We start from the raw sequence: 19,379 nt of genomic DNA, 5'->3' as shown, positions 1-19,379 counted from the left end.
TTGGACTGCCACGTACCCCGACAGGATGACGTTCATGTTCGAGCGCAACGCGAAAAACCCCATCGATACCCTGATCGGCGCTTCCACGCGGATCGAGGGCGACTTGCTGTTTTGCGGCGGTCTGCGCATCGACGGCCATGTGCGCGGCAACGTCACGGGCGAGCCGGGCGACCCCACCTATGTGGTGCTGGGCGAGGCGGGCCGCATCGATGGCGAGGTGCGCTGCTCGAGCCTGGTCGTCAGCGGCGAGATCAACGGCCCCGTGTATGTGTCCGAAATGCTTGAAATCCAGCCAAAAGCCCGCATTGTAGGAGAGGTCTATTACAAGGTGCTGGAAATGCACAGCGGCGCGCAAGTCCAGGGCAAGCTCAGCCGCCACGACAGCGCCGACCCCGTGCTGCACCTGGCCGTGTCGGAAATGTGAGCAGGAACAACACCCGCCAGCCGCGCCAGCGGCGGCCGCAGCGTGACTTGCGCCAACAGTCTATAATGAGGCTATGTTTTCTGAGGAGTCTGAAATGAATGCAGTCGCTGAAATGCAAGATGTGATCCCTTCGCCTATCATCTTTACCGATAGCGCCGCCGAAAAAGTCGCGCAGCTGATCGAGGAAGAAGGCAATCCCGACCTGAAATTGCGCGTGTTCGTGCAGGGTGGCGGCTGTTCCGGCTTCCAGTACGGCTTCACCTTCGACGAAATCGTCAACGAAGATGACACCACCATGGTCAAGAATGGCGTCCAGCTGTTGATCGATTCCATGAGCTACCAGTACCTGGTCGGCGCGGAAATCGACTACAAGGATGACCTGGAAGGCGCGCAGTTCGTGATCAAGAATCCGACAGCCACCTCGACCTGCGGTTGCGGTTCGTCTTTCTCGGTATAAGCACACCCGAGAAAACGCCCATGGCGGCGTTGCATTGCCTCGCCGTACTATTCGTACTGTCTTCGGCAATGCGTCTTGCCCTGGACGTTTTTCAGGCGCGCCGGTTTACAGGCGCAGCGTAAAAATAGCGGATCGATGATCCGCTATTTGTGTTTCTGGAACACTTGTTCCTGATCAACGCGGTATCAGCGCGGGTATAGCGCGCCCAGTACCCGCAAGCCCTGCGCGCCCGTTACCGCCGGCAAGTTGCCCGGCTTGCGCTGCGTAAAGCGCCAGGCCAGCCAGGCAAAGGCCAGCGCCTCGACCTGGCTGGGCGCCACGCCCAATGCTTGCGTGGACTCCACCGCCATGCCCGGCAATTCAGCGGCCAGCGCCGCCATCAGGCCGGCGTTCTGCGCTCCCCCGCCGCACACATACACGGTTTCCGCCTGCGCCCCGTCGCGCAGGATGGCGCGCGCCAGGCTGGCGGCCGTCAGCTGGGTCAACGTCGCCTGCACGTCGGCGGGCAGGGCGGTGGGGTAATTGGCCAGCTTGGCGCTCAGCCAGTCGGCATGGAACAGGTCGCGGCCCGTGCTTTTCGGTGCCGGCAAGTCAAAATAGGGCTCATCGAGCAAATCCGCCAGCAGGGCGGGGATGACCTGGCCCGTGGCGGCCCAGGCGCCGTTGGCGTCGTAGGGCTGGCCCAGGTGCCGCAAGACCCAGCCATCCATCAGCGCATTGCCGGGACCCGTGTCGTAGCCCGTCGCCGTGCCATCCGCATGCAGCACGCTGATATTGCTGATGCCGCCGATATTGGCCAGCACGCGCGTGTGGCCCGGCAGATTGAAGATGGCCTGGTGAAAGGCCGGCACCAGCGGCGCACCCTGGCCGCCGGCCGCCACGTCGCGGCTGCGCAAGTCCGCGATGACGTCGATGCCCGTCAATTCGGCCAGCAGGGCCGGATTGTTCAGCTGGCGCGTAAAACCCAGTTCCGGGCGGTGGCGGATGGTCTGGCCATGCGCGCCGATGGCGGCGATGGCGTCCGCGACGATGCCCGCGTTGCTTAAAAGCATGGCGACGCACTCGGCGTAGTGGCGCACGAGTTGATTGGCCGCCAGCGCTTCGCGTTCGATTTCATTCTGGCCGGCACTTTGCAAGGCCATCAGGTCGGCGCGCAGGCTGGCGGGGAAGGGAATGTACGCATTGCCCAGGCTGCGCGTGCCCTCGTCGGAAAAGTCGACCAGCGCGCCGTCGACGCCATCGAGGCTGGTACCCGACATTAAACCGATATACAGCATGGGGTTTTCCTTGAATACGTCAGTGAAGAAGTGCATTGTGCCGCATTTGTGCCGCACGCAAAAGCGCGCAGGAAAAACAAAAGCGCGCAGGAAAAAACAAAGGCACCGGCCATCTGCATGGGCGGTGCCTTTGTATATTGCCCGAAGGCAGTGTTGCTTAACGCGACGCCAGGGCCGTGTCGTTCGGACGCAGCAGGGTGAAGCGGTGCATCATGTCATTGGACACCATGCGGAAGCGGCTCAGCTCGGCGGCCGTCAATGGCGCCTGGGCTTGCACATTCAGCTTGCTTGGGTCTTGCGCCACGCCGCCAACGCGGAATTCATAGTGCAAATGGGCGCCCGTGGACCAGCCGGTGGTGCCGACGTAGCCGATCACATCGCCCTGGCTCACTTTTTGACCTTTTTTCAGGCCCGAAGCGAAGCGGCTCATGTGCGCATAGGCGGTCGTGTAGTTGGCCCAATGTTTCAGGACAACAACATTGCCGTAGCCGTTTTGGCTGCCGACGGAATCGACCACGCCGTCGCCCGAAGCGCGGATAGGCGTGCCCGTTGCTGCAGCGAAATCGATGCCCTTGTGCGCTTTCCAGTTGCCGGAAATCGGGTGCACGCGCATGGAGAAGCCGGACGAGATGCGGGAGAATTCGAGGGGGGATTTCAGGAAGGCTTTTTTGAGGGACTTGCCGTCGAAACTGTAGTAACCGCCGCCTTGCTTGCTGGCTGGGTCTTCGAACCAAACGGACTGGTAAGTCGTGCCGCGGTTGGTGAATTCACCGGCCAGGATGCGGCCCGCTCGGACAAATTCGCCATCTTGCCAGAATGTTTCGTAGACAACATTGAACGAGTCGCCGCGTTTCAGGTCGGAGCGGAAGTCGATATTGGTGGAGAACATTTCCACGATTTGCGCGGAAATCGAGTCTGGCAGGCGGGTGCCGTCCAGGCTGGAGTCGGTGGCGGCGAACAGGGTGGAGGTAATCTTGCGCGCGTGCATTTCAACGCGGCGTTCCAGCTGGGCTGCCACTTCCGTGGCCACGAACTTGTCGCCCTTGCGGGTGATCAGGATGTTCTTGACCGATTTGTCCGTGCCGTCGACGAGGGTGGCGCGCATCCAGTTGAGGTCGCCGTTTTCGGACGTTTGCGCTTGCACGCGCTTGCCCGATTTCAGCAACATCACGCCGCGCGCGATCTTGTCGGTTTTGATGAAATTGGCGGCCACCGGATCATCCACGCCGAGACGGGTCAGCAGGGTGGCGAGGGTATCGCCGGCGCGGACTTTTTCTTCGTGGGTGAAATTCTGGTCTACCTGTTCCATCGCGGAAATTTGCGAGGCGAGATCAGGCATTTCCAGGTTTTGGGCGATGGACGTCACCGGCAAATCGGATGCGTCGGGCGCCATGGGCGACACAGCGACCGCGCCGAAGGCGGCCACGGCGAGCAGCACTGCGGAGGCACCGATAATGCGTGCCTTGCGTGTCGTCGTCAGCTGTGTGTACAAGCGTGAGCCTGTGATTTTATGTATAGGGTTCATGCAATCAGTTAAAATTTGCCCTTGAACGATTCGTGAACTAGTGCTCTTTGTTATTGTTATTTTGGTTCGTTTTCATACGGCAAGATTGATGGGATCGAGCATTATAGCAAACTCCGCAAACCTACTACCATTTTGAGATCTACAGTCAAATTTTATGGAAATCAACACCACCGCATCGCCTACAAAGGCTAACGCCGCTCAGACCGCGCTTCCGCTGTCGGACAGAGTACAAGAAGCCCTCGCGATTACCAAGCGTGGCGTCGACGAACTCTTGATCGAAAGCGAATTTGCGCAAAAATTAGCACGCTCCGAGAAAACCGGTGTTCCACTGCGCATCAAACTGGGCCTGGACCCGACCGCACCCGACTTGCATCTGGGCCATACCGTCGTCCTGAACAAGATGCGCCAGCTGCAAAACCTCGGCCATCAAGTCATTTTCCTCATCGGCGACTTCACGTCCATGATCGGTGATCCTTCGGGCCGCAACGTCACGCGTCCGCCCCTGACCAAGGAACAGATCGAGATTAACGCGATGACGTATTTCGCGCAAGCATCTTTAGTGTTGGACGCCAGCAAGACCGAAATCCGCTATAACTCCGAGTGGTGCGATCCGCTGGGCGCGCGCGGCATCATCCAGCTCGCTTCCCACTACACGGTGGCGCGCATGATCGAGCGCGACGACTTCACCAAGCGCTTCCAGGGCGGCATTCCTATTTCCGTACACGAATTCCTGTACCCGCTGATGCAGGGCTACGACTCGGTGGCCTTGAAATCGGACCTGGAACTGGGCGGCACAGACCAGAAGTTCAACCTGCTGGTGGGCCGCGAACTGCAAAAGCAGTACGGACAGGAGCAGCAGTGTATTTTGACCATGCCTCTGCTGGAAGGTTTGGACGGCGTGGAAAAAATGTCCAAGTCGAAGAATAACTACATCGGCATCACGGAACCGGGCAATACCATGTTCGCCAAGCTGATGAGCATTTCCGACGTCATGATGTGGCGCTACTACGAGCTGCTGTCGTGGCGCTCGATCGCCGAACTGGCGCAGCTGAGGCGCGAAGTCGAGGAAGGCCGCAATCCGCGCGATGCCAAGGTTGCGCTGGCGCAAGAGATCGTCGCCCGCTTCCACTCGCAGCAGGCGGCGGAAGATGCGCTGGCCGACTTCGTCAACCGCTCGAAGGGCGGCATCCCCGACGATATCCCGGAAGTGACCTTGGCCGGCGCGCCGCTGGGCATTTCGCAACTGCTGAAACAGGCGGGCCTGTGCCCATCGGCGTCGGAAGCCATGCGCAAGATCGACCAGGGCGGCGTGCGCATCGACGGCACCGTCATCAGCGACAAGGGCTTGCAAGTGGCAGCCGGTCAGTTCGTGTTGCAAGTTGGCAAGCGCAGCTTTGCGCGCGTCACCTTGACGGCATGATCGCGCTGCTGCAGCGCGTCACGCAGGCGAAGGTCGACGTGGCCGGCGCCACCATCGGCGCCATCGACGCCGGCCTGATGGTGCTCGTGTGCGCGGAGCGGGGCGATACGGAGAAGGAAGCGGACGCCCTGCTGGCCAAGTTGCTCGGCTATCGCGTGTTTGCCGACGACGCGGGCAAGATGAACCGCAGCGTGACGGACGTGGCCGGCGGCTTGCTGCTGGTGCCGCAGTTCACCTTGGCGGCCGACACCAAGTCCGGCACGCGCCCGTCGTTTACGCCGGCGGCCGCGCCGCAGGACGGCTTGCGCCTGTTCACGCATTTCGTGGACCAGGCGCGCAGCCGCCATGCGACCGTGCAGACGGGGCAGTTTGGCGCCGACATGCAAGTGTCGCTGACGAATGACGGCCCGGTGACCTTCTGGCTGCAAGTGAACGCCAAACAATAACTACAAGAGGAGCAAGCGATGAAATTGTGGAGCGAGACGTTTCGTGATGGCGGCCTGATGCCGGCCGATCATGCCTTTGCCGAGATCGATCCGGCCAGCCGCGTGCGCCTCGCCGGCAACCGCAATCCCCATCTGGCCTGGGACGAGGTGCCGAACGGCACCGAGTCGCTGGCCCTGTTCTGCATCGACCCCGATGCGCCGCAAGACGCCAGCCTGGTCAATGTTGAAGGCCAGGCCCTGCCGCTGACGGCGCCGCGCGGCGACTTTTATCACTGGAGCTTGCTCGACTTGCCGCCTGCCATGCGGGTTATTGCCGCCGGAGAATTTTCCAGCGGCATCACGCCGCGCGGCAAGGCTGCCGGGACTGCTACTGGGCTGCGCCAGGGCCTGAACGACTACACGGGCTGGTTTGCCGCCGACCCGGACATGGCCGGCGACTATTACGGCTACGATGGCCCGTGCCCGCCGTGGAATGACGAGCGCATCCACCACTACATTTTCCGCCTGTATGCCCTCGACGTGCCGCAACTGGCCTTGCCCGAGCGTTTTACGGGGCAGCAAGCCCACGCCGCCCTGTACGGCCACATCCTCGACGAAGCCCAGCTCGTCGTTGCCTATTCGCTCAACCCCGAATTGGCACTTACCCTGAAGAAATAACGCATGAGCACCACGATTTTACTGATACGCCATGGCGAAACGGCCTGGAATGCGGGCCGCCGTCTGCAGGGCCATATCGACATCGCCCTGAACGAGGCGGGCCTGGCGCAAGCGGGGGCGCTGGGGCAGGCGCTGGCGGACGAACCGCTGGCCGCCATCATCGCCAGCGACTTGCAACGCGCGCAGCAGACGGCGCAAGCCGTTGCCGACGTGAAAGATTTACCCGTGCAAACGGATTCCTTGCTGCGCGAGCGCTGCTACGGCGCCTTCGAAGGCTTGCTGTATGCGGACATCGCCGCGCGCTATCCGCACGAGTATGCACAGTGGCAATCGCGCCAGATCGACGCCGTGATGCCGTCGGGCGAGCGCCAGGCCGAAAGCTTCCGCCAGTTCTATGCGCGCGCAAATGGCGCCATCGCCCGCTGGGCCCGGCAATATGACGGCCAGACGATCGCCATCGTGGCCCATGGCGGCGTGCTCGAGTGCGCCTACCGCGAGGCGGTCGGCATGACGCTCGACAGTCCGCGCGACTTCCAGGTCAAGAATGCCAGCGTCAACCGTTTTTCTTACGCCGACGGCAAGCTGCATTTGGTGCACTGGGGAAATATCGAACACTTGAGCGCGCCCGCGATGGACGAACTGGGCTAAGCGGCCCCTCCTCACTCTGACGCACTGAGCAAAAAAATAGTGCTTATTAATTAGGCAGGGAATCGGTTAAAATAGCAGGTTCCTCCGTCCATTCCAGGTTCTTCAGTGCAAATCGGCCCTCACATTCTGCGCAACAACGTTTTCGTCGCTCCCATGGCGGGCGTGACGGATCGGCCTTTCCGCCAGTTGTGCAAGCAGTTGGGCGCCGGTTACGCCGTGTCGGAGATGGCGGCGTCGAATCCGCGCCTGTGGGCGACGGAAAAAAGCTCGCGCCGCACGGACCATGCGGGCGAAATGGAGCCAAAGGCCGTGCAGATCGCCGGCGCCGATCCGCAAGACCTGGCCGACTGCGCCAAGTTCAACGTGGACCGGGGCGCGCAGATCATCGACATCAACATGGGTTGCCCCGTCAAAAAGGTGTGCAACAGCTGGTGCGGTTCGGCCTTGTTGCAAAACGAAAGCCTGGTCGAAAGGATCTTGCACGCCGTCGTCAACGCCGTCGACGTGCCCGTCACCCTGAAATTTCGCACGGGCTGGAACCGCGAAAACAAGAATGCCCTGAAAATCGCCCGCATCGCCGAGCAAGCCGGCATCCAGATGCTGACCCTGCACGGCCGCACGCGCGCCGATGGCTACAAGGGTGATGCCGAATATGAAACTATTGCCGCCGTGAAAGCATCGGTGGGCATTCCCGTGGTGGCCAACGGCGACATTACCAGTCCTGAGAAGGCCCGCTTTGTGCTGGATCAAACGGGCGCCGATGCCGTCATGATCGGCCGCGCGGCGCAGGGCCGGCCGTGGATTTGCCGCGAGATCGACCACTTCCTGCGCACCGGCACCTTGTTGCCGGCGCCTTACGTGGATGAAGTCCGCACCCTGATGGATGAGCATTTGCGCGCCCATTACGCGTTTTATGGGGAATTTCTCGGCGTGCGCACGGCGCGCAAGCACATCGGCTGGTATGTCAAGGATCTGGAAGGCGGCGAAGCGTTCCGACAGCAAATGAACTTGCTGGAGTCGACGGAAGCGCAGTTGCTGGCCGTCGATCAATTTTTTGAGTCGCAATGGAAATTTGGCGAACGGTTACAATACCGCCTTTCCGAATCCAGTGAAAGTGGCCTGATCGATGTGATCGAACCTGCGGCCACGGCAGCATGAGCAGATAGCAGCAAGCAGCATAAATCAGTGACCAGCAGTACAAGGGCGAGCGCCTATATACAGAGCGTCATGCAATATTAATTACAACACCGAGGCAAGAGGGCAGCACGCGGACCGCATGAGCGACGCGGCACCGGATAGCCAGGTGTTCAGCCGGTTGAAGCATACAAATGAGCAAAGAAAGCATTCAGGAAGTCGTACAGAAAAGTCTAGAAGATTACTTCAATGACCTGGGCGAACAGCAAGCATCGAATATCTATGACATGGTCGTGCTGACCGTGGAAAAGCCCATCCTGGAAGTCGTGATGACACGCGCCGATGGCAACCAGTCGCACGCCGCGCAGATGCTGGGCATCAACCGCAATACCCTGCGCAAGAAATTGCAGGAGCACGGTTTGCTGTAATGCCGGCATGCAAGTGACGCCAAGATTTGAATCCGCCGCCGCCTCAGCCAGACGACTGAGCGGCGCCATTCGCCAAGAACACTTAACCACCTAGCCACAGCCATGATCAAACAAGCTCTCCTCTCCGTTTCCGACAAGACCGGCGTTCTCGAATTCGCCCGCGCCCTGTCCGCCCTTGGCGTCAACCTCCTGTCCACGGGCGGTACCGCAAAATTGCTGGCAGACAACGGTGTTCCCGTCACGGAAGTTGCCGATTACACGGGTTTCCCGGAGATGCTCGATGGCCGTGTGAAGACCCTGCACCCGAAAGTGCACGGCGGTATCCTGGCGCGCCGCGATTTCCCTGAGCACATGTCGAAACTGGTCGAGCACGACATGCCGACCATCGACATGGTGGTGGTCAACCTGTACCCGTTCCAGGGCACGGTCGCCAAGGCCGATTGCACCCTGGAAGATGCGATCGAAAACATCGATATCGGCGGCCCGACCATGCTGCGTTCGGCGGCCAAGAACCACAAGGACGTGGTCGTTATCTGCGACCCGAGCGACTACGACGCCGTGCTGGCGGAAATGCGCTCTGCCGACGGCAAGGCGGGCGACGTGAGCTACGACACCAAATTCATGCTGGCGAAAAAAGTCTTTGCGCACACGGCGCAATACGATGGCGCCATCACCAACTACCTGACCAGCCTGGGCCCGACGAAAGTGCACGCCGAGCGCGGCGCCTACCCGCACATCCTGAACGTTGCATTTGAGAAAGTGCAAGACATGCGCTACGGTGAAAACCCGCACCAGAGCGCCGCCTTCTACCGCGACCTGGTCACCACCGATGGCGCGCTGGCCAACTACCGCCAGCTGCAAGGCAAGGAATTGTCGTACAACAACATTGCCGATGCGGATGCGGCCTGGGAATGCGTGAAGAGCATGGGCGGCTTCGAGCAAAGCGCCGCTTGCGTCATCGTCAAGCACGCGAACCCATGCGGCGTAGCGCTGGGCAAGAATGCGGCGGAAGCGTATGCGCGCGCCCTGCAGACGGACCCGACCTCGGCATTCGGCGGCATCATCGCGTTTAATACCGAACTCGACGGCGCCACCGCCGGCGAAATCGCCAAGCTGTTCGTCGAAGTGCTGATCGCTCCATCGTTCTCCGCCGAAGCGAAACAGATTCTGTCGAGCAAGCAAAACGTGCGCATGCTGGAAATCCCGCTGGGCGGCGGCGTGCACGCCATGGACTTCAAGCGCGTCGGTGGCGGCTTGCTGGTGCAATCGCCGGACGCGAAAAACGTCGGTATCGGCGACTTGCGCGTGGTCAGCAAGCTGCAGCCAACGCCGCAGCAACTGGCCGACCTGATGTTCGCCTGGAAAGTGGCGAAATTCGTCAAGTCGAACGCCATCGTCTTCTGCGGCAATAACATGACCCTGGGCGTGGGCGCAGGCCAGATGAGCCGTATCGACTCGGCCCGCATCGCGTCCATCAAGGCGCAAAACGCCGGCCTGAGCCTGACCGGCTCCGTGGTGGCGTCGGACGCCTTCTTCCCCTTCCGCGACGGCCTCGACGTCGTCGTCGACGCGGGCGCGACCTGCGTCATCCACCCGGGCGGCTCCATGCGCGACCAGGAAGTGATCGATGCGGCGGACGAGCGCGGCGTTGTCATGTTGTATACCGGAACCCGTCACTTCCGTCATTGATCTGGAACAGGCCGGGATTCAATACCCCGGCTGGCAGTAACTCAGCGGCAGGCACCGGTTATTCACCGGTGCCTGCCGTATTCATTATAGAATCTGGCGATGATTATTCTTGGCATCGATCCTGGCCTGCGCACGACCGGCTTTGGGGTCATTGAAAAACACGGCAACAAGCTGCGCTATATCGCGTCGGGTACCGTCAAGACGGGTTCCGAAGGGGAATTGCCGCCGCGCCTGAAGGTCATCCTGCAAGGCGTGGGCGAAATCGTCGGCACCTACCGGCCCGATTGCGCGGCCATCGAAAAAGTGTTTGTCAACGTCAATCCCCAATCGACCCTGCTGCTGGGCCAGGCGCGTGGCGCGGCCATTTGCGCGCTCGTCAACGCCGACCTGTCGGTGGCCGAATACACGGCGCTGCAAGTGAAGCAGGCCGTCACGGGCCATGGCAAGGCGGCCAAGGAACAGGTGCAGGACATGGTGTCGCGGCTGCTGTCCTTGCCCGGCTTGCCCGGCACGGATGCGGCCGATGCCCTGGGCGTGGCCATTTGCCACGCCAACAGCATCGATGCGCTGGCCATGATCGGCGCGCTGGCGCCCCAGCTGCAGGGCTTGCGCATGAAGCGCGGCCGTCTGGTAGGCTAGGCGCGCCATATGCCCCTCATATGTCAATAGAAACAACGATACACAACATTAGGAACACGCGATGATAGGCCGTCTCTCCGGTATTTTGCTTGAAAAGAATCCGCCACAATTGCTGGTCGATTGCCAGGGCGTCGGCTATGAAGTCGACGTGCCGATGAGCACTTTTTATAACTTGCCCCACGTGGGCGAAAAAGTAGTGCTGTTCACGCACCAGGCCATCCGCGAAGATGCGCATTTGCTGTTTGGCTTTGGCAATGCGGCCGAGCGTGCCGTATTCCGCCAGTTGATCAAGATCACGGGCGTGGGCGCGCGCATGGCCCTGTCCATCCTGTCCGGCATGACGATTGCCGACCTGGCGCAAGCGATCACCCTGCAGGATTCCGGCCGCCTCGTGAAAGTGCCGGGTATCGGCAAGAAGACGGCCGAGCGCCTGCTGCTGGAATTGAAGGGCAAGATCGGTGCCGATCTTGGCCCGCTGGGCGCGCATGCGGCGCCGGATGCCCAATCGGATATCCTCAACGCGCTGGTGGCGCTCGGCTATTCGGACAAGGAAGCGCTGGCGGCCGTGAAAAACGTGCCGGCAGGCAGCGGCGTGTCCGATGGCATCAAACTGGCGCTGAAAGCGCTGTCGAAAGGCTGATAGGGCATGAGCATCCAGACCGACAGCTTCACGGAACAGCGCATCATCGACGCGGCGCCCATTTCGCACAACGAAGAGGCCATCGAACGGGCCTTGCGCCCGAAGCAGCTCGACGAGTATGTGGGACAGGAAAAGATCCGCGACCAGCTGGAAATTTTCATCACGGCCGCGCGCCAGCGCAAGGAAGCGCTCGACCACACTTTATTGTTCGGCCCGCCGGGCCTGGGCAAGACGACCCTGGCGCACATCATCGCGCGCGAAATGGGCGTCAACCTGCGCCAGACCTCCGGCCCCGTGCTGGAGCGTCCGGGCGACCTGGCGGCGATCCTGACGAACCTGGAAGCGAACGACGTCCTGTTCATCGATGAAATCCACCGCCTGTCGCCTGTCGTGGAAGAGATTTTGTATCCGGCGCTTGAGGATTATCAAATCGATATCATGATCGGCGAAGGCCCGGCCGCCCGTTCCGTGAAACTCGATTTGCAACCGTTTACATTAGTGGGCGCCACCACGCGCGCCGGCATGCTGACCAACCCGCTGCGCGACCGCTTCGGCATCGTCGCGCGGCTGGAGTTCTACAACACGGGCGAGTTGACGAAGATCGTCACGCGCAGCGCCGCCTTGCTGAAGGCGCCCATCGATCCGGAAGGCGCGCACGAAATCGCCCAGCGCGCGCGCGGCACGCCCCGCATCGCCAACCGCCTGCTGCGCCGCGTGCGCGATTTCGCGGAAGTCAAAAGCAATGGCGAGATCACCAAGGTGGTGGCCGACAGGGCGCTGGCCATGCTCGACGTCGATTCCGCCGGCTTTGATGTGATGGACCGCAAGCTGCTCGAAGCCGTGCTGTTCAAGTTCGGCGGCGGCCCCGTCGGCATCGGCAACCTGGCGGCGGCCATCGGCGAAGCGGCCGATACCATCGAAGACGTGCTGGAACCATACCTGATACAGCAAGGTTTCCTGCAGCGCACGCCCCGTGGGCGTGTCGCCACGCCGGCCGCGTACCTGCACTTCGGCGTCAGCGCCCCGCGCATGGGTCCCGGCGGCGAAGCGTGGGAACTGTGATGGCGGAAGGCAGCCAGCAGACCGCGCCGGGCATGCAGATCTGGATCGACGCCGATGCCTGTCCCGTCGTCATCAAGGAAATTTTGTACAGAGTCGCCGACCGCCTGGAGTTGCCGCTCACCCTGGTGGCCAACCAGGGCTTGCGCGTGCCGCCCTCGCGTTTCATCCGCACCGTGCAAGTGCCGTCCGGCGCCGACGTGGCCGACCAGGAAATCGTGCGCCTGCTCAATCCGGGCGACCTCGTCATCACGGGCGACATCCCGCTGGCCGCCGACGTGCTGACGAAGGGCGGTTTTGCGCTGAACCCGCGCGGCGAGTTTTACACGAAGGACAATATCGCCCAGCAACTGACGATGCGCGCCTTCATGGAAGAATTGCGCAGCGGCGGCGTCGACACGGGCGGCCCGGCCGCCTTCAGCCAGTCGGACCGGCAACAGTTCGCCAACAGCCTGGACCGGCATTTGAGCAAGCATCACCGCAAGCCGGCGTAAAGCGGCAGGCGAAAAAAAACCGGCGCAAGCCGGTTTTTTTAAAGCCAGTTTGATCTAGCGCACAACTTTTCTCGTACCCACCACTTCCACCGTCACGCGGCGGTTCTTGGCGCGCCCGGCGGCGCTCGTGTTGTCGGCCACGGGCTGCGTTTCTCCCTTGCCTTCCGTGTAGACGCGGTTCGTTTCCACGCCTTGCGCCACCAGGTAAGCCTTGACGGCTTCGGCGCGGCGCTGCGACAGTTTCTGGTTGTAGGCGTCCGGACCGACGGCATCCGTATGGCCCACCGTGACGATGACTTCCAGGTCCATGCCATTCAACTGGCCCAGCAACTGGTCCAGCGCCGCCTTGCCTTGCGGCTTGAGCGTCGATTGATCGAAATCAAACAATGCCTCCGAAGCAAACGACACTTTTTCCGCTACCGGTGTTGGCGCCGGTGCGGCCACGATGACAGGCGCCGGCATCGCGACGACAGGGGCGACTTCGGGGGCCGGCTGGTAGGCGGGCGTGGCGCTGGCCGGGCGGCCCAGTTTATACACGAGGCTGACGGAATACAGGTCCGCATTGCCGCGGTTGCCCACGGCGTCGTTCAAGCGATAACGCTCGACTTCGCCGCGCAGGGCCAGCGCTTCGCTGAACTTGTATTCCAGGCCCAGGCCCAGCTTGGCGTTGAGCTTGCGCTCGCTGGCATGCGTATTGGCCGAACCCAGCAGGCGGTTGCCGCTGAACTCCGTACTCGTCTTGGTGTAGTGCATGCCGACCCGGCCCAGCAGGGACAGGCGCTGCGACAGCGGCAGCTGGCCCAGCAAGTCCAGGTTCACGCCGCGAAAGCCCGCTTGCCCGTTCAGCACGCCGTTGCCGCTGGTGGTCGACTGGAAATTGAACTTGCCCAGGTCAAAGTAACCGCCTTCCACGGCGAAGTACTGGTTCAGTTGCCGGCCGACAAACAGTTTATAGCCCGTGTCGCGCTGGTCCTTGGCAAAACCGGTGACGGTTTCGCCGTTGGCGGCCAGGCTGGCGCGCAGGCGCGGCTCGTCGATGGTGGCGCGCGACTGGCCTACGCCCGCGCCGAGGTACCAGGCGCTGTTGGCCCAGTCCGGGTTGATGAAAGTGTTGTCCTGCGCCTGCGCCGATTGCGCTGCCAGCAAGGCGCCGGCCATCACGCTCAGGGCGCCCAGTGTGTGTGCGATAGTCATGGTCATGTCCCGGTTATTTGGTGATCTGGTTGTTGCGCAGGGTAACGGCGGCAGCCGTCAGCACGCGGCCGTTGAGCAGGGTCGTGTTGTCGCCCACCGTGATGGCGGCCGACTGGCCCAGGATATTGCCCTTGAAGACACTGTTCGCGGCCAGGGTGGTGGGGCCGACGGGCAGCCAGCTGACGTTGTCGGCCGTGGCGCCATTGTTCAGGGCAACCACTGAATTGACGGTCGAATTCAAGGTCAGCGCCGTGCGGAAGATGTACACGCCGGGGCCGTTCAGGGTCAAGGTACCCGTAATGCTGATGGCGCCCGCATAGCAATACACGCCGGGGCCGAAGGTCTGGCCGCCAAGGTCGATGCCGCCGGCAAAGCTGACGTCGCAAGTGCGGCTATTGCCGTCCGTGATCGCCGCTTGCAAATCCGTCATGGCGCCGGCCAGGATGGCGCCCGATTTGTAGTTGGTAAAACCTGCCGCCTGGGTCGGGTCGACCGTTTGCGACGGCGCACCGACGTCGCCCGTGATCAGGGTGGTGCCGCCCGAATTGTTCGTGATCGAGGTGCCGGCCAGCACGCCGAATGGCGCCGCGCGGCCCAGGATGATCGGGTTCAGGACGGGCGGGATGGCGACGGCGGTGACGGTCAGCAGCGCGCTGCCCGACTGGCCGCCGGCCGTGGCCGTGATGTTGCTGGTGCCGGCGGCGATGCCCGTGGCGACGCCCGTGTTCAATACCGTGGCATTGGCGACGGTGCCCGAGGTCCAGGCGGCGCTGCCGGTGATGATGGCGTTCGAGCTGTCCGAATACGTTGCCGTGGCAACGAATTGCTGCGTGGCGCCGACAGCGATGCTGGCGGTGGCCGGCGTGACGGCGATGCTGACGATGGTGGCGGCAGGGACGGTGACGGTGGTGCTGGCCATCTTGCCGTTGAAGCTGGCATTCATGACGCTGCTACCAAAGGCAACGCCGGTGACGAGGCCATTGCTGGCGACGCTGGCGAAAGCGGGCGTGGCGGCAACGAAGCTGCTGCCGGCCGTGACGTCGGCGGTGCTGCCATCCGAATACGTGGCAAGGACGGCCAGCTGGCGCGTCGCGGCGACGGGGATGATGGGGTTTTGCGGCGTGACGGCAATAGCCAGCAAGGTCGCTGGCGTGACGGTCAACATGCTGCTGGCGCTCTTGCCGCCAAATGCGGCAGCGATGGCCGAAGTGCCGGCAGCAATGCCGGTGCTCAAGCCCGTGGCGCCATTGACGGTGGCATTGGCCGGCGTGGCCGACGTCCAGGCCGCCTTGGCGCTGACGTCTTGCGCCGAGCCGTCGCTGTACGTGGCGATGGCCGTGAATTGCTGGCCCGCGCCGATGGCGATGGTGGCCGTGGCGGGCGTGACTGCCAGGCTGGACAGGGTGGCGCCCGGCAAGCCGAGGATGGGATCGCGTCCCTGGTCACCGCCGCCGCAACCGGCGAGGGCGGTCATGGCCAACAAACCTGCCGAGACGAGCAGCGGGGTCAGATATCGCTTGAAGAGATTCATATAGTTCCTTTGTGCATGGCAGTCATTGCCGGGCATCCGCGGATGGGGTCATCCGGCAGAGCCATGCCGCCTTTCGCTACAGGGCGATGGCGTCACAGGCATGCACTATTTCATTTAGGAAACTTCAAGTATGTTCGGTGGCGCGCATAGCTTGCCCGCACGTGGAAATACGCCAGAATGGGAGGAATTTGGCCTGGAAAACAACAGGTTTGCCGCAGGGGGACGCAAAAAAGCCGGCTCAGGGCCGGCTTCATCAGGGCAGGGCGGGCGTTGATTACTCTTCGCGCACCCATGTTTGCGAGCGGCCAAACATCGGCACGCCGACATAGCCGCGCACTTGCAGCTTGGTGCCGCCTTCGATCAGCTCGGCCTTGCTCTTGTAGACCTTGCCGCTGGCCGGGTCCGTGATTTCGCCGCCCGTCCATTCCTTGCCGTCATATTTCAGGCCGGACAGGATCACCAGGCCGATGATGGGCTGGTCCTTGTTGGCGCCCGTGCACTTGTCGCACTTGGGATTTTGCTCTTCATTTGGGCCGCGGAACAGCTTTTCGATCTTGCCTTGCAAGACGCCGTTGCTTTCCGTGATGACGACGAGGGATTTCGGCTTGCCGCTGGCGTCGTCGATGGTTTTCCACGTGCCGACAGGGGTGTAGTTGCCGTCGCGCGCGGCGGCGCTGCCGGCGATGGCCAGGGCGGCCATCATGATGCTTGCTGTGACGCTTGCTTTGAAAATTTTATGCATTGCTAGTCTCCAATGGTTTTTTTTGATCGGGTCACGAACAGTGTATATACCAAGGCAAGACCAGCCATCCTGCGCGGCGTCACGGATGACGCCGCGCAATCCTTCCAAACTTGCCTTATGCGCTGGCTAGTTTAGCAAACTGTTCGCGCAGTTTTTCAATTGTCGCCGAAAAACTGAGCAAACGCTCGTTTTCTTGCGCAACGATGGCGGCAGGGGCGCGCGCGACGAAGCTTTCATTGCCCAACTTGCTGTTGACCTTGGCAATTTCCGCTTCGATGCGGGCGATTTCCTTGCCCAGGCGCTCGCGTTCGGCGGCCACGTCGATTTCCACTTTCAGCATCAGCTTGGTGGTGCCGACGATGGCGACGGCCGCTGGCGAATCCGGCAGTGCATCGACGATCTGCACTTCGGCCAGCTTGCCCAGCGACTGGATGTACGGTGCGTACGACGCCAGCGCTTCTTTCTCGCTGGCATTGCCTGCCTCGACGATCAGCGGCACGCGCACGGATGGCGAGATCTGCATTTCGCCGCGCAGGTTGCGCGTCGCGTCCGTCAAGGCTTTCAGCTGCTGCATCCACGCTTCGGCCGATTCATCGATCTTGTCGGTGTTGGCGATAGGATACGGCTGCATCATGATCGAATCGCCCTCTGGCTTGAGCGTCTTGCCGGCCAGTGGCGCCACCGTTTGCCACAACGCTTCCGTGACGAAGGGGATGATCGGATGGGCCAGGCGCAGCACCACTTCCAGCACGCGCAGCAGGGTGTGGCGGGTGGCGCGCTGCTGGCCTTCCGTACCTTGCTGTACTTGCACCTTGGCGACTTCCAGGTACCAGTCGCAATACTCGTCCCACACGAATTTGTAGATCGATGCGGCGATATTGTCGAAACGGAAGTCTTCGAAGCCCTTGGCCACGTCCAGTTCGGCCTTTTGCAGCAGGGAAATAATCCACTTGTCCGCTTGCGACAGATCAACGTCGTTCGCCGTGCAATCCTTGCCTTCCGTGTTCATCATGACGAAACGGGTGGCGTTCCACATCTTGTTGCAGAAGTTGCGGTAGCCTTCGCAGCGGCCCAGGTCGAAATTGATGTTGCGGCCCAGCGATGCATAGCTGGCCATGGTGAAGCGCACGGCGTCCGTGCCGTAGGCCGAAATGCCTTCCGGGAATTCCTTGCGCGTCGCCTTGGTGATCTTTTCCGCGTCGCGCGGGTTCATCAGGCCCGTGGTGCGCTTGACGATCAAGCCTTCCAGGTCGATGCCGTCGATCAAGTCGATCGGGTCCAGCGTGTTGCCCTTCGACTTGGACATCTTTTGCCCCGTCGAATCGCGCACGAGGCCGTGCACGTAGACGGTTTCAAACGGCACCTTGCCCGTGAAGTGTGCCGTCATCATGACCATGCGCGCGACCCAGAAGAAGATGATGTCGAAACCCGTCACCAGCACGGACGACGGCAGGAAGGCCTTCATGTCCGGGGTTTCTTCAGGCCAACCCATGGTCGAGAACGGCACCAGGGCCGACGAGAACCACGTGTCGAGCACGTCGTCGTCGCGCTTCAAGGGACCCGTGCTGCCGGCGGCCAGTGCCTTGGCTTCCGCTTCGGCTTGCGTTTTCGCAACAAAGATATTGCCGGCGTCGTCGTACCACGCCGGGATTTGATGGCCCCACCATAGTTGGCGCGAGATGCACCAGTCCTGGATGTTGTTGAGCCACTGGTTGTAGGTGGTGCTCCAGTTTTCCGGCACGAACTTGATTTCGCCGTTGGCAACCTTGTCCAGCGCCGTTTCCGCGATCGACTTGCCTGGGAAGAAAGTACCTTCCGGGGCCGGCTTGCTCATGGCGACAAACCACTGGTCCGTCAGCATCGGCTCGATGACGACGCCCGTGCGGTCGCCGCGCGGCACCATCAGCTTGTGCGGCTTGACCTGTTCCAGCAAGCCTTGCGCATCGAGGTCGGCGACGATCTGCTTGCGCGCGGCGAAGCGGTCCATGCCGCGGTAGGCCTCGGGCGCATCGTCCGTGATCTTCGCGTCCAGCGTCAGGATGACGATCTGCGCCAGCTTGTGGCGTTGGCCCACGGCGTAATCGTTCATGTCGTGCGCAGGCGTAATCTTCACGCAGCCCGTGCCGAATTCCTTGTCGACGTATTCGTCGGCGATGATGGGGATTTCGCGGTCCGTCAGCGGCAGTTTCAGCATCTTGCCCACCAGCGCCGTGTAGCGCTCGTCCGTCGGATCGATGGCCACGGCCACGTCGCCCAGCATGGTTTCAGGACGGGTCGTGGCCACCGTCAAGAAACCGCTGCCGTCAGCCAGCGGGTACTTGATGTACCACATGGAGCCGTCTTCTTCCTCGGACACCACTTCCAGGTCCGAGACAGCCGTGCCCAGCACGGGGTCCCAGTTGACGAGGCGCTTGCCGCGGTAGATCAAGCCTTGCTCGAACAGGCGCACGAAGACGTCGGTGACGACTTTCGAGCGCGGTTCATCCATCGTGAAGTATTCGCGCTGCCAGTCGGCCGACGCGCCCAGGCGGCGCATCTGGCCGGTGATGATGGAACCGGATTTTTCTTTCCATTCCCACACTTTTTCCACGAATTTCTCGCGGCCCAGGTCATGGCGCGAAATCTTTTGCGCGTCCAGCTGGCGTTGCACGACGATTTGCGTGGCGATGCCCGCGTGGTCGGTGCCGGGAATCCAGGCCGTGTTGTGGCCCAGCATGCGGTGGTAGCGGGTCAGGCCATCCATGATGGTCTGGTTGAACGCATGGCCCATGTGCAGGGTGCCGGTGACGTTCGGCGGCGGCAACTGGATGCTGAAGGAAGGTTTTCCGGCATCGAGGGTGGCGGTGAAGTAACCGCGCTGTTCCCACTCGGTGCGCCAGAATTGTTCAATGTCGGCGGGCTCGAAAGACTTGGCTAATTCCATGATTTGGCGTGTGATTGGCAAAAGGAACCATTATAAGGGGTGCATAAAGCAT

19 protein-coding genes are annotated in these 19,379 nt (G+C 61.9%); 13 read left to right on the top strand and 6 right to left on the bottom strand.

The genetic code is table 11. The features are described 5' to 3' along the window. Window positions 1-34: 34 nt before the first annotated feature. Both CLU94_RS09940 and erpA read left to right on the top strand, forming a co-directional pair. Entirely contained in the window at window positions 35-424 is a 390-nt protein-coding gene (locus CLU94_RS09940; protein ID WP_077408960.1) for a bactofilin family protein, read from the top strand. A gap of 94 nt (window positions 425-518) precedes the next feature. Continuing rightward, a complete protein-coding gene (erpA, locus tag CLU94_RS09935) occupies window positions 519-881 on the top strand; it encodes an iron-sulfur cluster insertion protein ErpA (protein WP_029496047.1) in 363 nt (120 codons plus the stop codon). A 185-nt stretch (window positions 882-1,066) separates the two neighbouring features. Here erpA and CLU94_RS09930 read toward each other — a convergent pair whose 3' ends face one another. Together CLU94_RS09930 and CLU94_RS09925 are read right to left on the bottom strand one after the other, a co-directional pair. Next, window positions 1,067-2,158: an anhydro-N-acetylmuramic acid kinase gene (locus tag CLU94_RS09930; RefSeq protein WP_099665517.1), complete on the bottom strand. Its 1,092-nt coding sequence runs from the start codon at window positions 2,156-2,158 to the stop codon at window positions 1,067-1,069. Between the two features lie 157 nt (window positions 2,159-2,315). Beyond that, window positions 2,316-3,683, bottom strand: coding sequence for a M23 family metallopeptidase (locus CLU94_RS09925; protein WP_099379945.1), 1,368 nt, complete (start codon window positions 3,681-3,683; stop codon window positions 2,316-2,318). A 154-nt stretch (window positions 3,684-3,837) separates the two neighbouring features. On the opposite strand from CLU94_RS09925, the gene tyrS reads away from it, so the two are divergent. From tyrS to CLU94_RS09870, 11 genes are all read left to right on the top strand, one after another. Further along, complete coding sequence (gene tyrS / locus CLU94_RS09920; RefSeq protein ID WP_099665516.1) at window positions 3,838-5,103, top strand: tyrosine--tRNA ligase; 1,266 nt, start codon at window positions 3,838-3,840, stop codon at window positions 5,101-5,103. Continuing rightward, window positions 5,100-5,549, top strand: coding sequence for a D-aminoacyl-tRNA deacylase (gene dtd, locus CLU94_RS09915; protein WP_099665515.1), 450 nt, complete (start codon window positions 5,100-5,102; stop codon window positions 5,547-5,549). Before tyrS ends, dtd begins: the two co-directional genes overlap by 4 nt. An 18-nt stretch (window positions 5,550-5,567) precedes the next feature. Continuing rightward, entirely contained in the window at window positions 5,568-6,206 is a 639-nt protein-coding gene (locus CLU94_RS09910) for a YbhB/YbcL family Raf kinase inhibitor-like protein (RefSeq protein WP_099665514.1), read from the top strand. 3 nt (window positions 6,207-6,209) lie between these two features. After that, window positions 6,210-6,854: a histidine phosphatase family protein gene (locus tag CLU94_RS09905; RefSeq protein ID WP_099665513.1), complete on the top strand. Its 645-nt coding sequence runs from the start codon at window positions 6,210-6,212 to the stop codon at window positions 6,852-6,854. Between the two features lie 105 nt (window positions 6,855-6,959). After that, window positions 6,960-8,012 carry a tRNA dihydrouridine synthase DusB gene (gene dusB, locus CLU94_RS09900; RefSeq protein WP_099665512.1) on the top strand — a complete coding sequence of 351 codons (1,053 nt, stop codon included), beginning with the start codon at window positions 6,960-6,962 and terminating at the stop codon, window positions 8,010-8,012. A 170-nt stretch (window positions 8,013-8,182) separates the two neighbouring features. Then, entirely contained in the window at window positions 8,183-8,416 is a 234-nt protein-coding gene (locus CLU94_RS09895; RefSeq protein WP_008445162.1) for a helix-turn-helix domain-containing protein, read from the top strand. A 102-nt stretch (window positions 8,417-8,518) separates the two neighbouring features. Then, entirely contained in the window at window positions 8,519-10,105 is a 1,587-nt protein-coding gene (gene purH / locus CLU94_RS09890) for a bifunctional phosphoribosylaminoimidazolecarboxamide formyltransferase/IMP cyclohydrolase (protein WP_099665511.1), read from the top strand. 99 nt (window positions 10,106-10,204) lie between these two features. Continuing rightward, on the top strand, window positions 10,205-10,744 hold the full coding sequence (ruvC, locus tag CLU94_RS09885) for a crossover junction endodeoxyribonuclease RuvC (RefSeq protein ID WP_099665510.1): 540 nt from the start codon (window positions 10,205-10,207) through the stop codon (window positions 10,742-10,744). Between the two features lie 61 nt (window positions 10,745-10,805). Continuing rightward, entirely contained in the window at window positions 10,806-11,384 is a 579-nt protein-coding gene (gene ruvA / locus CLU94_RS09880; RefSeq protein WP_034784779.1) for a Holliday junction branch migration protein RuvA, read from the top strand. A gap of 6 nt (window positions 11,385-11,390) precedes the next feature. Beyond that, window positions 11,391-12,446, top strand: a complete 1,056-nt coding sequence (gene ruvB, locus CLU94_RS09875) for a Holliday junction branch migration DNA helicase RuvB (RefSeq protein WP_034749202.1) — start codon at window positions 11,391-11,393, stop codon at window positions 12,444-12,446. 32 nt (window positions 12,447-12,478) lie between these two features. After that, a complete protein-coding gene (locus CLU94_RS09870) occupies window positions 12,479-12,937 on the top strand; it encodes a YaiI/YqxD family protein (protein ID WP_099668247.1) in 459 nt (152 codons plus the stop codon). 54 nt (window positions 12,938-12,991) lie between these two features. Here CLU94_RS09870 and CLU94_RS09865 read toward each other — a convergent pair whose 3' ends face one another. From CLU94_RS09865 to CLU94_RS09850, 4 genes are all read right to left on the bottom strand, one after another. After that, entirely contained in the window at window positions 12,992-14,131 is a 1,140-nt protein-coding gene (locus tag CLU94_RS09865) for an OmpA family protein (RefSeq protein WP_099668246.1), read from the bottom strand. Window positions 14,132-14,144: 13 nt separating this feature from the next. Further along, complete coding sequence (locus CLU94_RS09860) at window positions 14,145-15,662, bottom strand: ice-binding family protein (protein WP_099665509.1); 1,518 nt, start codon at window positions 15,660-15,662, stop codon at window positions 14,145-14,147. A gap of 274 nt (window positions 15,663-15,936) precedes the next feature. Further along, window positions 15,937-16,404, bottom strand: a complete 468-nt coding sequence (locus tag CLU94_RS09855) for a DUF2147 domain-containing protein (RefSeq protein WP_099665508.1) — start codon at window positions 16,402-16,404, stop codon at window positions 15,937-15,939. Between the two features lie 115 nt (window positions 16,405-16,519). Further along, window positions 16,520-19,327: a valine--tRNA ligase gene (locus tag CLU94_RS09850; RefSeq protein ID WP_099665507.1), complete on the bottom strand. Its 2,808-nt coding sequence runs from the start codon at window positions 19,325-19,327 to the stop codon at window positions 16,520-16,522. Window positions 19,328-19,379: the final 52 nt, after the last annotated feature.

Origin of the sequence: Janthinobacterium sp. 13 (assembly GCF_002749695.1) — a bacterium.
In the GTDB taxonomy this organism is placed as follows: Bacteria; Pseudomonadota; Gammaproteobacteria; order Burkholderiales; family Burkholderiaceae_D; genus Janthinobacterium; species Janthinobacterium kumbetense.
The sequence above is the reverse complement of the archived record's forward strand: the minus strand, read 5'-3'. Positions and strand labels throughout refer to the sequence as shown.

Bases quoted from the DNA above. Each gene is read 5' to 3' on its own strand.
- CLU94_RS09855 (WP_099665508.1), bottom strand. From the start codon at position 16,404: ATGCATAAAATTTTCAAAGCAAGCGTCACAGCAAGCATCATGATGGCC.
- ruvC (WP_099665510.1), top strand. From the start codon at position 10,205: ATGATTATTCTTGGCATCGATCCTGGCCTGCGCACGACCGGCTTTGGG.
- CLU94_RS09925 (WP_099379945.1), bottom strand. From the start codon at position 3,683: ATGAACCCTATACATAAAATCACAGGCTCACGCTTGTACACACAGCTG.
- erpA (WP_029496047.1), top strand. From the start codon at position 519: ATGAATGCAGTCGCTGAAATGCAAGATGTGATCCCTTCGCCTATCATC.
- CLU94_RS09910 (WP_099665514.1), top strand. From the start codon at position 5,568: ATGAAATTGTGGAGCGAGACGTTTCGTGATGGCGGCCTGATGCCGGCC.
- CLU94_RS09850 (WP_099665507.1), bottom strand. From the start codon at position 19,327: ATGGAATTAGCCAAGTCTTTCGAGCCCGCCGACATTGAACAATTCTGG.
- CLU94_RS09905 (WP_099665513.1), top strand. From the start codon at position 6,210: ATGAGCACCACGATTTTACTGATACGCCATGGCGAAACGGCCTGGAAT.
- CLU94_RS09865 (WP_099668246.1), bottom strand. From the start codon at position 14,131: ATGACTATCGCACACACACTGGGCGCCCTGAGCGTGATGGCCGGCGCC.
- ruvB (WP_034749202.1), top strand. From the start codon at position 11,391: ATGAGCATCCAGACCGACAGCTTCACGGAACAGCGCATCATCGACGCG.
- CLU94_RS09870 (WP_099668247.1), top strand. From the start codon at position 12,479: ATGCAGATCTGGATCGACGCCGATGCCTGTCCCGTCGTCATCAAGGAA.
- tyrS (WP_099665516.1), top strand. From the start codon at position 3,838: ATGGAAATCAACACCACCGCATCGCCTACAAAGGCTAACGCCGCTCAG.
- CLU94_RS09930 (WP_099665517.1), bottom strand. From the start codon at position 2,158: ATGCTGTATATCGGTTTAATGTCGGGTACCAGCCTCGATGGCGTCGAC.
- CLU94_RS09940 (WP_077408960.1), top strand. From the start codon at position 35: ATGTTCGAGCGCAACGCGAAAAACCCCATCGATACCCTGATCGGCGCT.
- ruvA (WP_034784779.1), top strand. From the start codon at position 10,806: ATGATAGGCCGTCTCTCCGGTATTTTGCTTGAAAAGAATCCGCCACAA.
- dtd (WP_099665515.1), top strand. From the start codon at position 5,100: ATGATCGCGCTGCTGCAGCGCGTCACGCAGGCGAAGGTCGACGTGGCC.
- purH (WP_099665511.1), top strand. From the start codon at position 8,519: ATGATCAAACAAGCTCTCCTCTCCGTTTCCGACAAGACCGGCGTTCTC.
- CLU94_RS09895 (WP_008445162.1), top strand. From the start codon at position 8,183: ATGAGCAAAGAAAGCATTCAGGAAGTCGTACAGAAAAGTCTAGAAGAT.
- CLU94_RS09860 (WP_099665509.1), bottom strand. From the start codon at position 15,662: ATGAATCTCTTCAAGCGATATCTGACCCCGCTGCTCGTCTCGGCAGGT.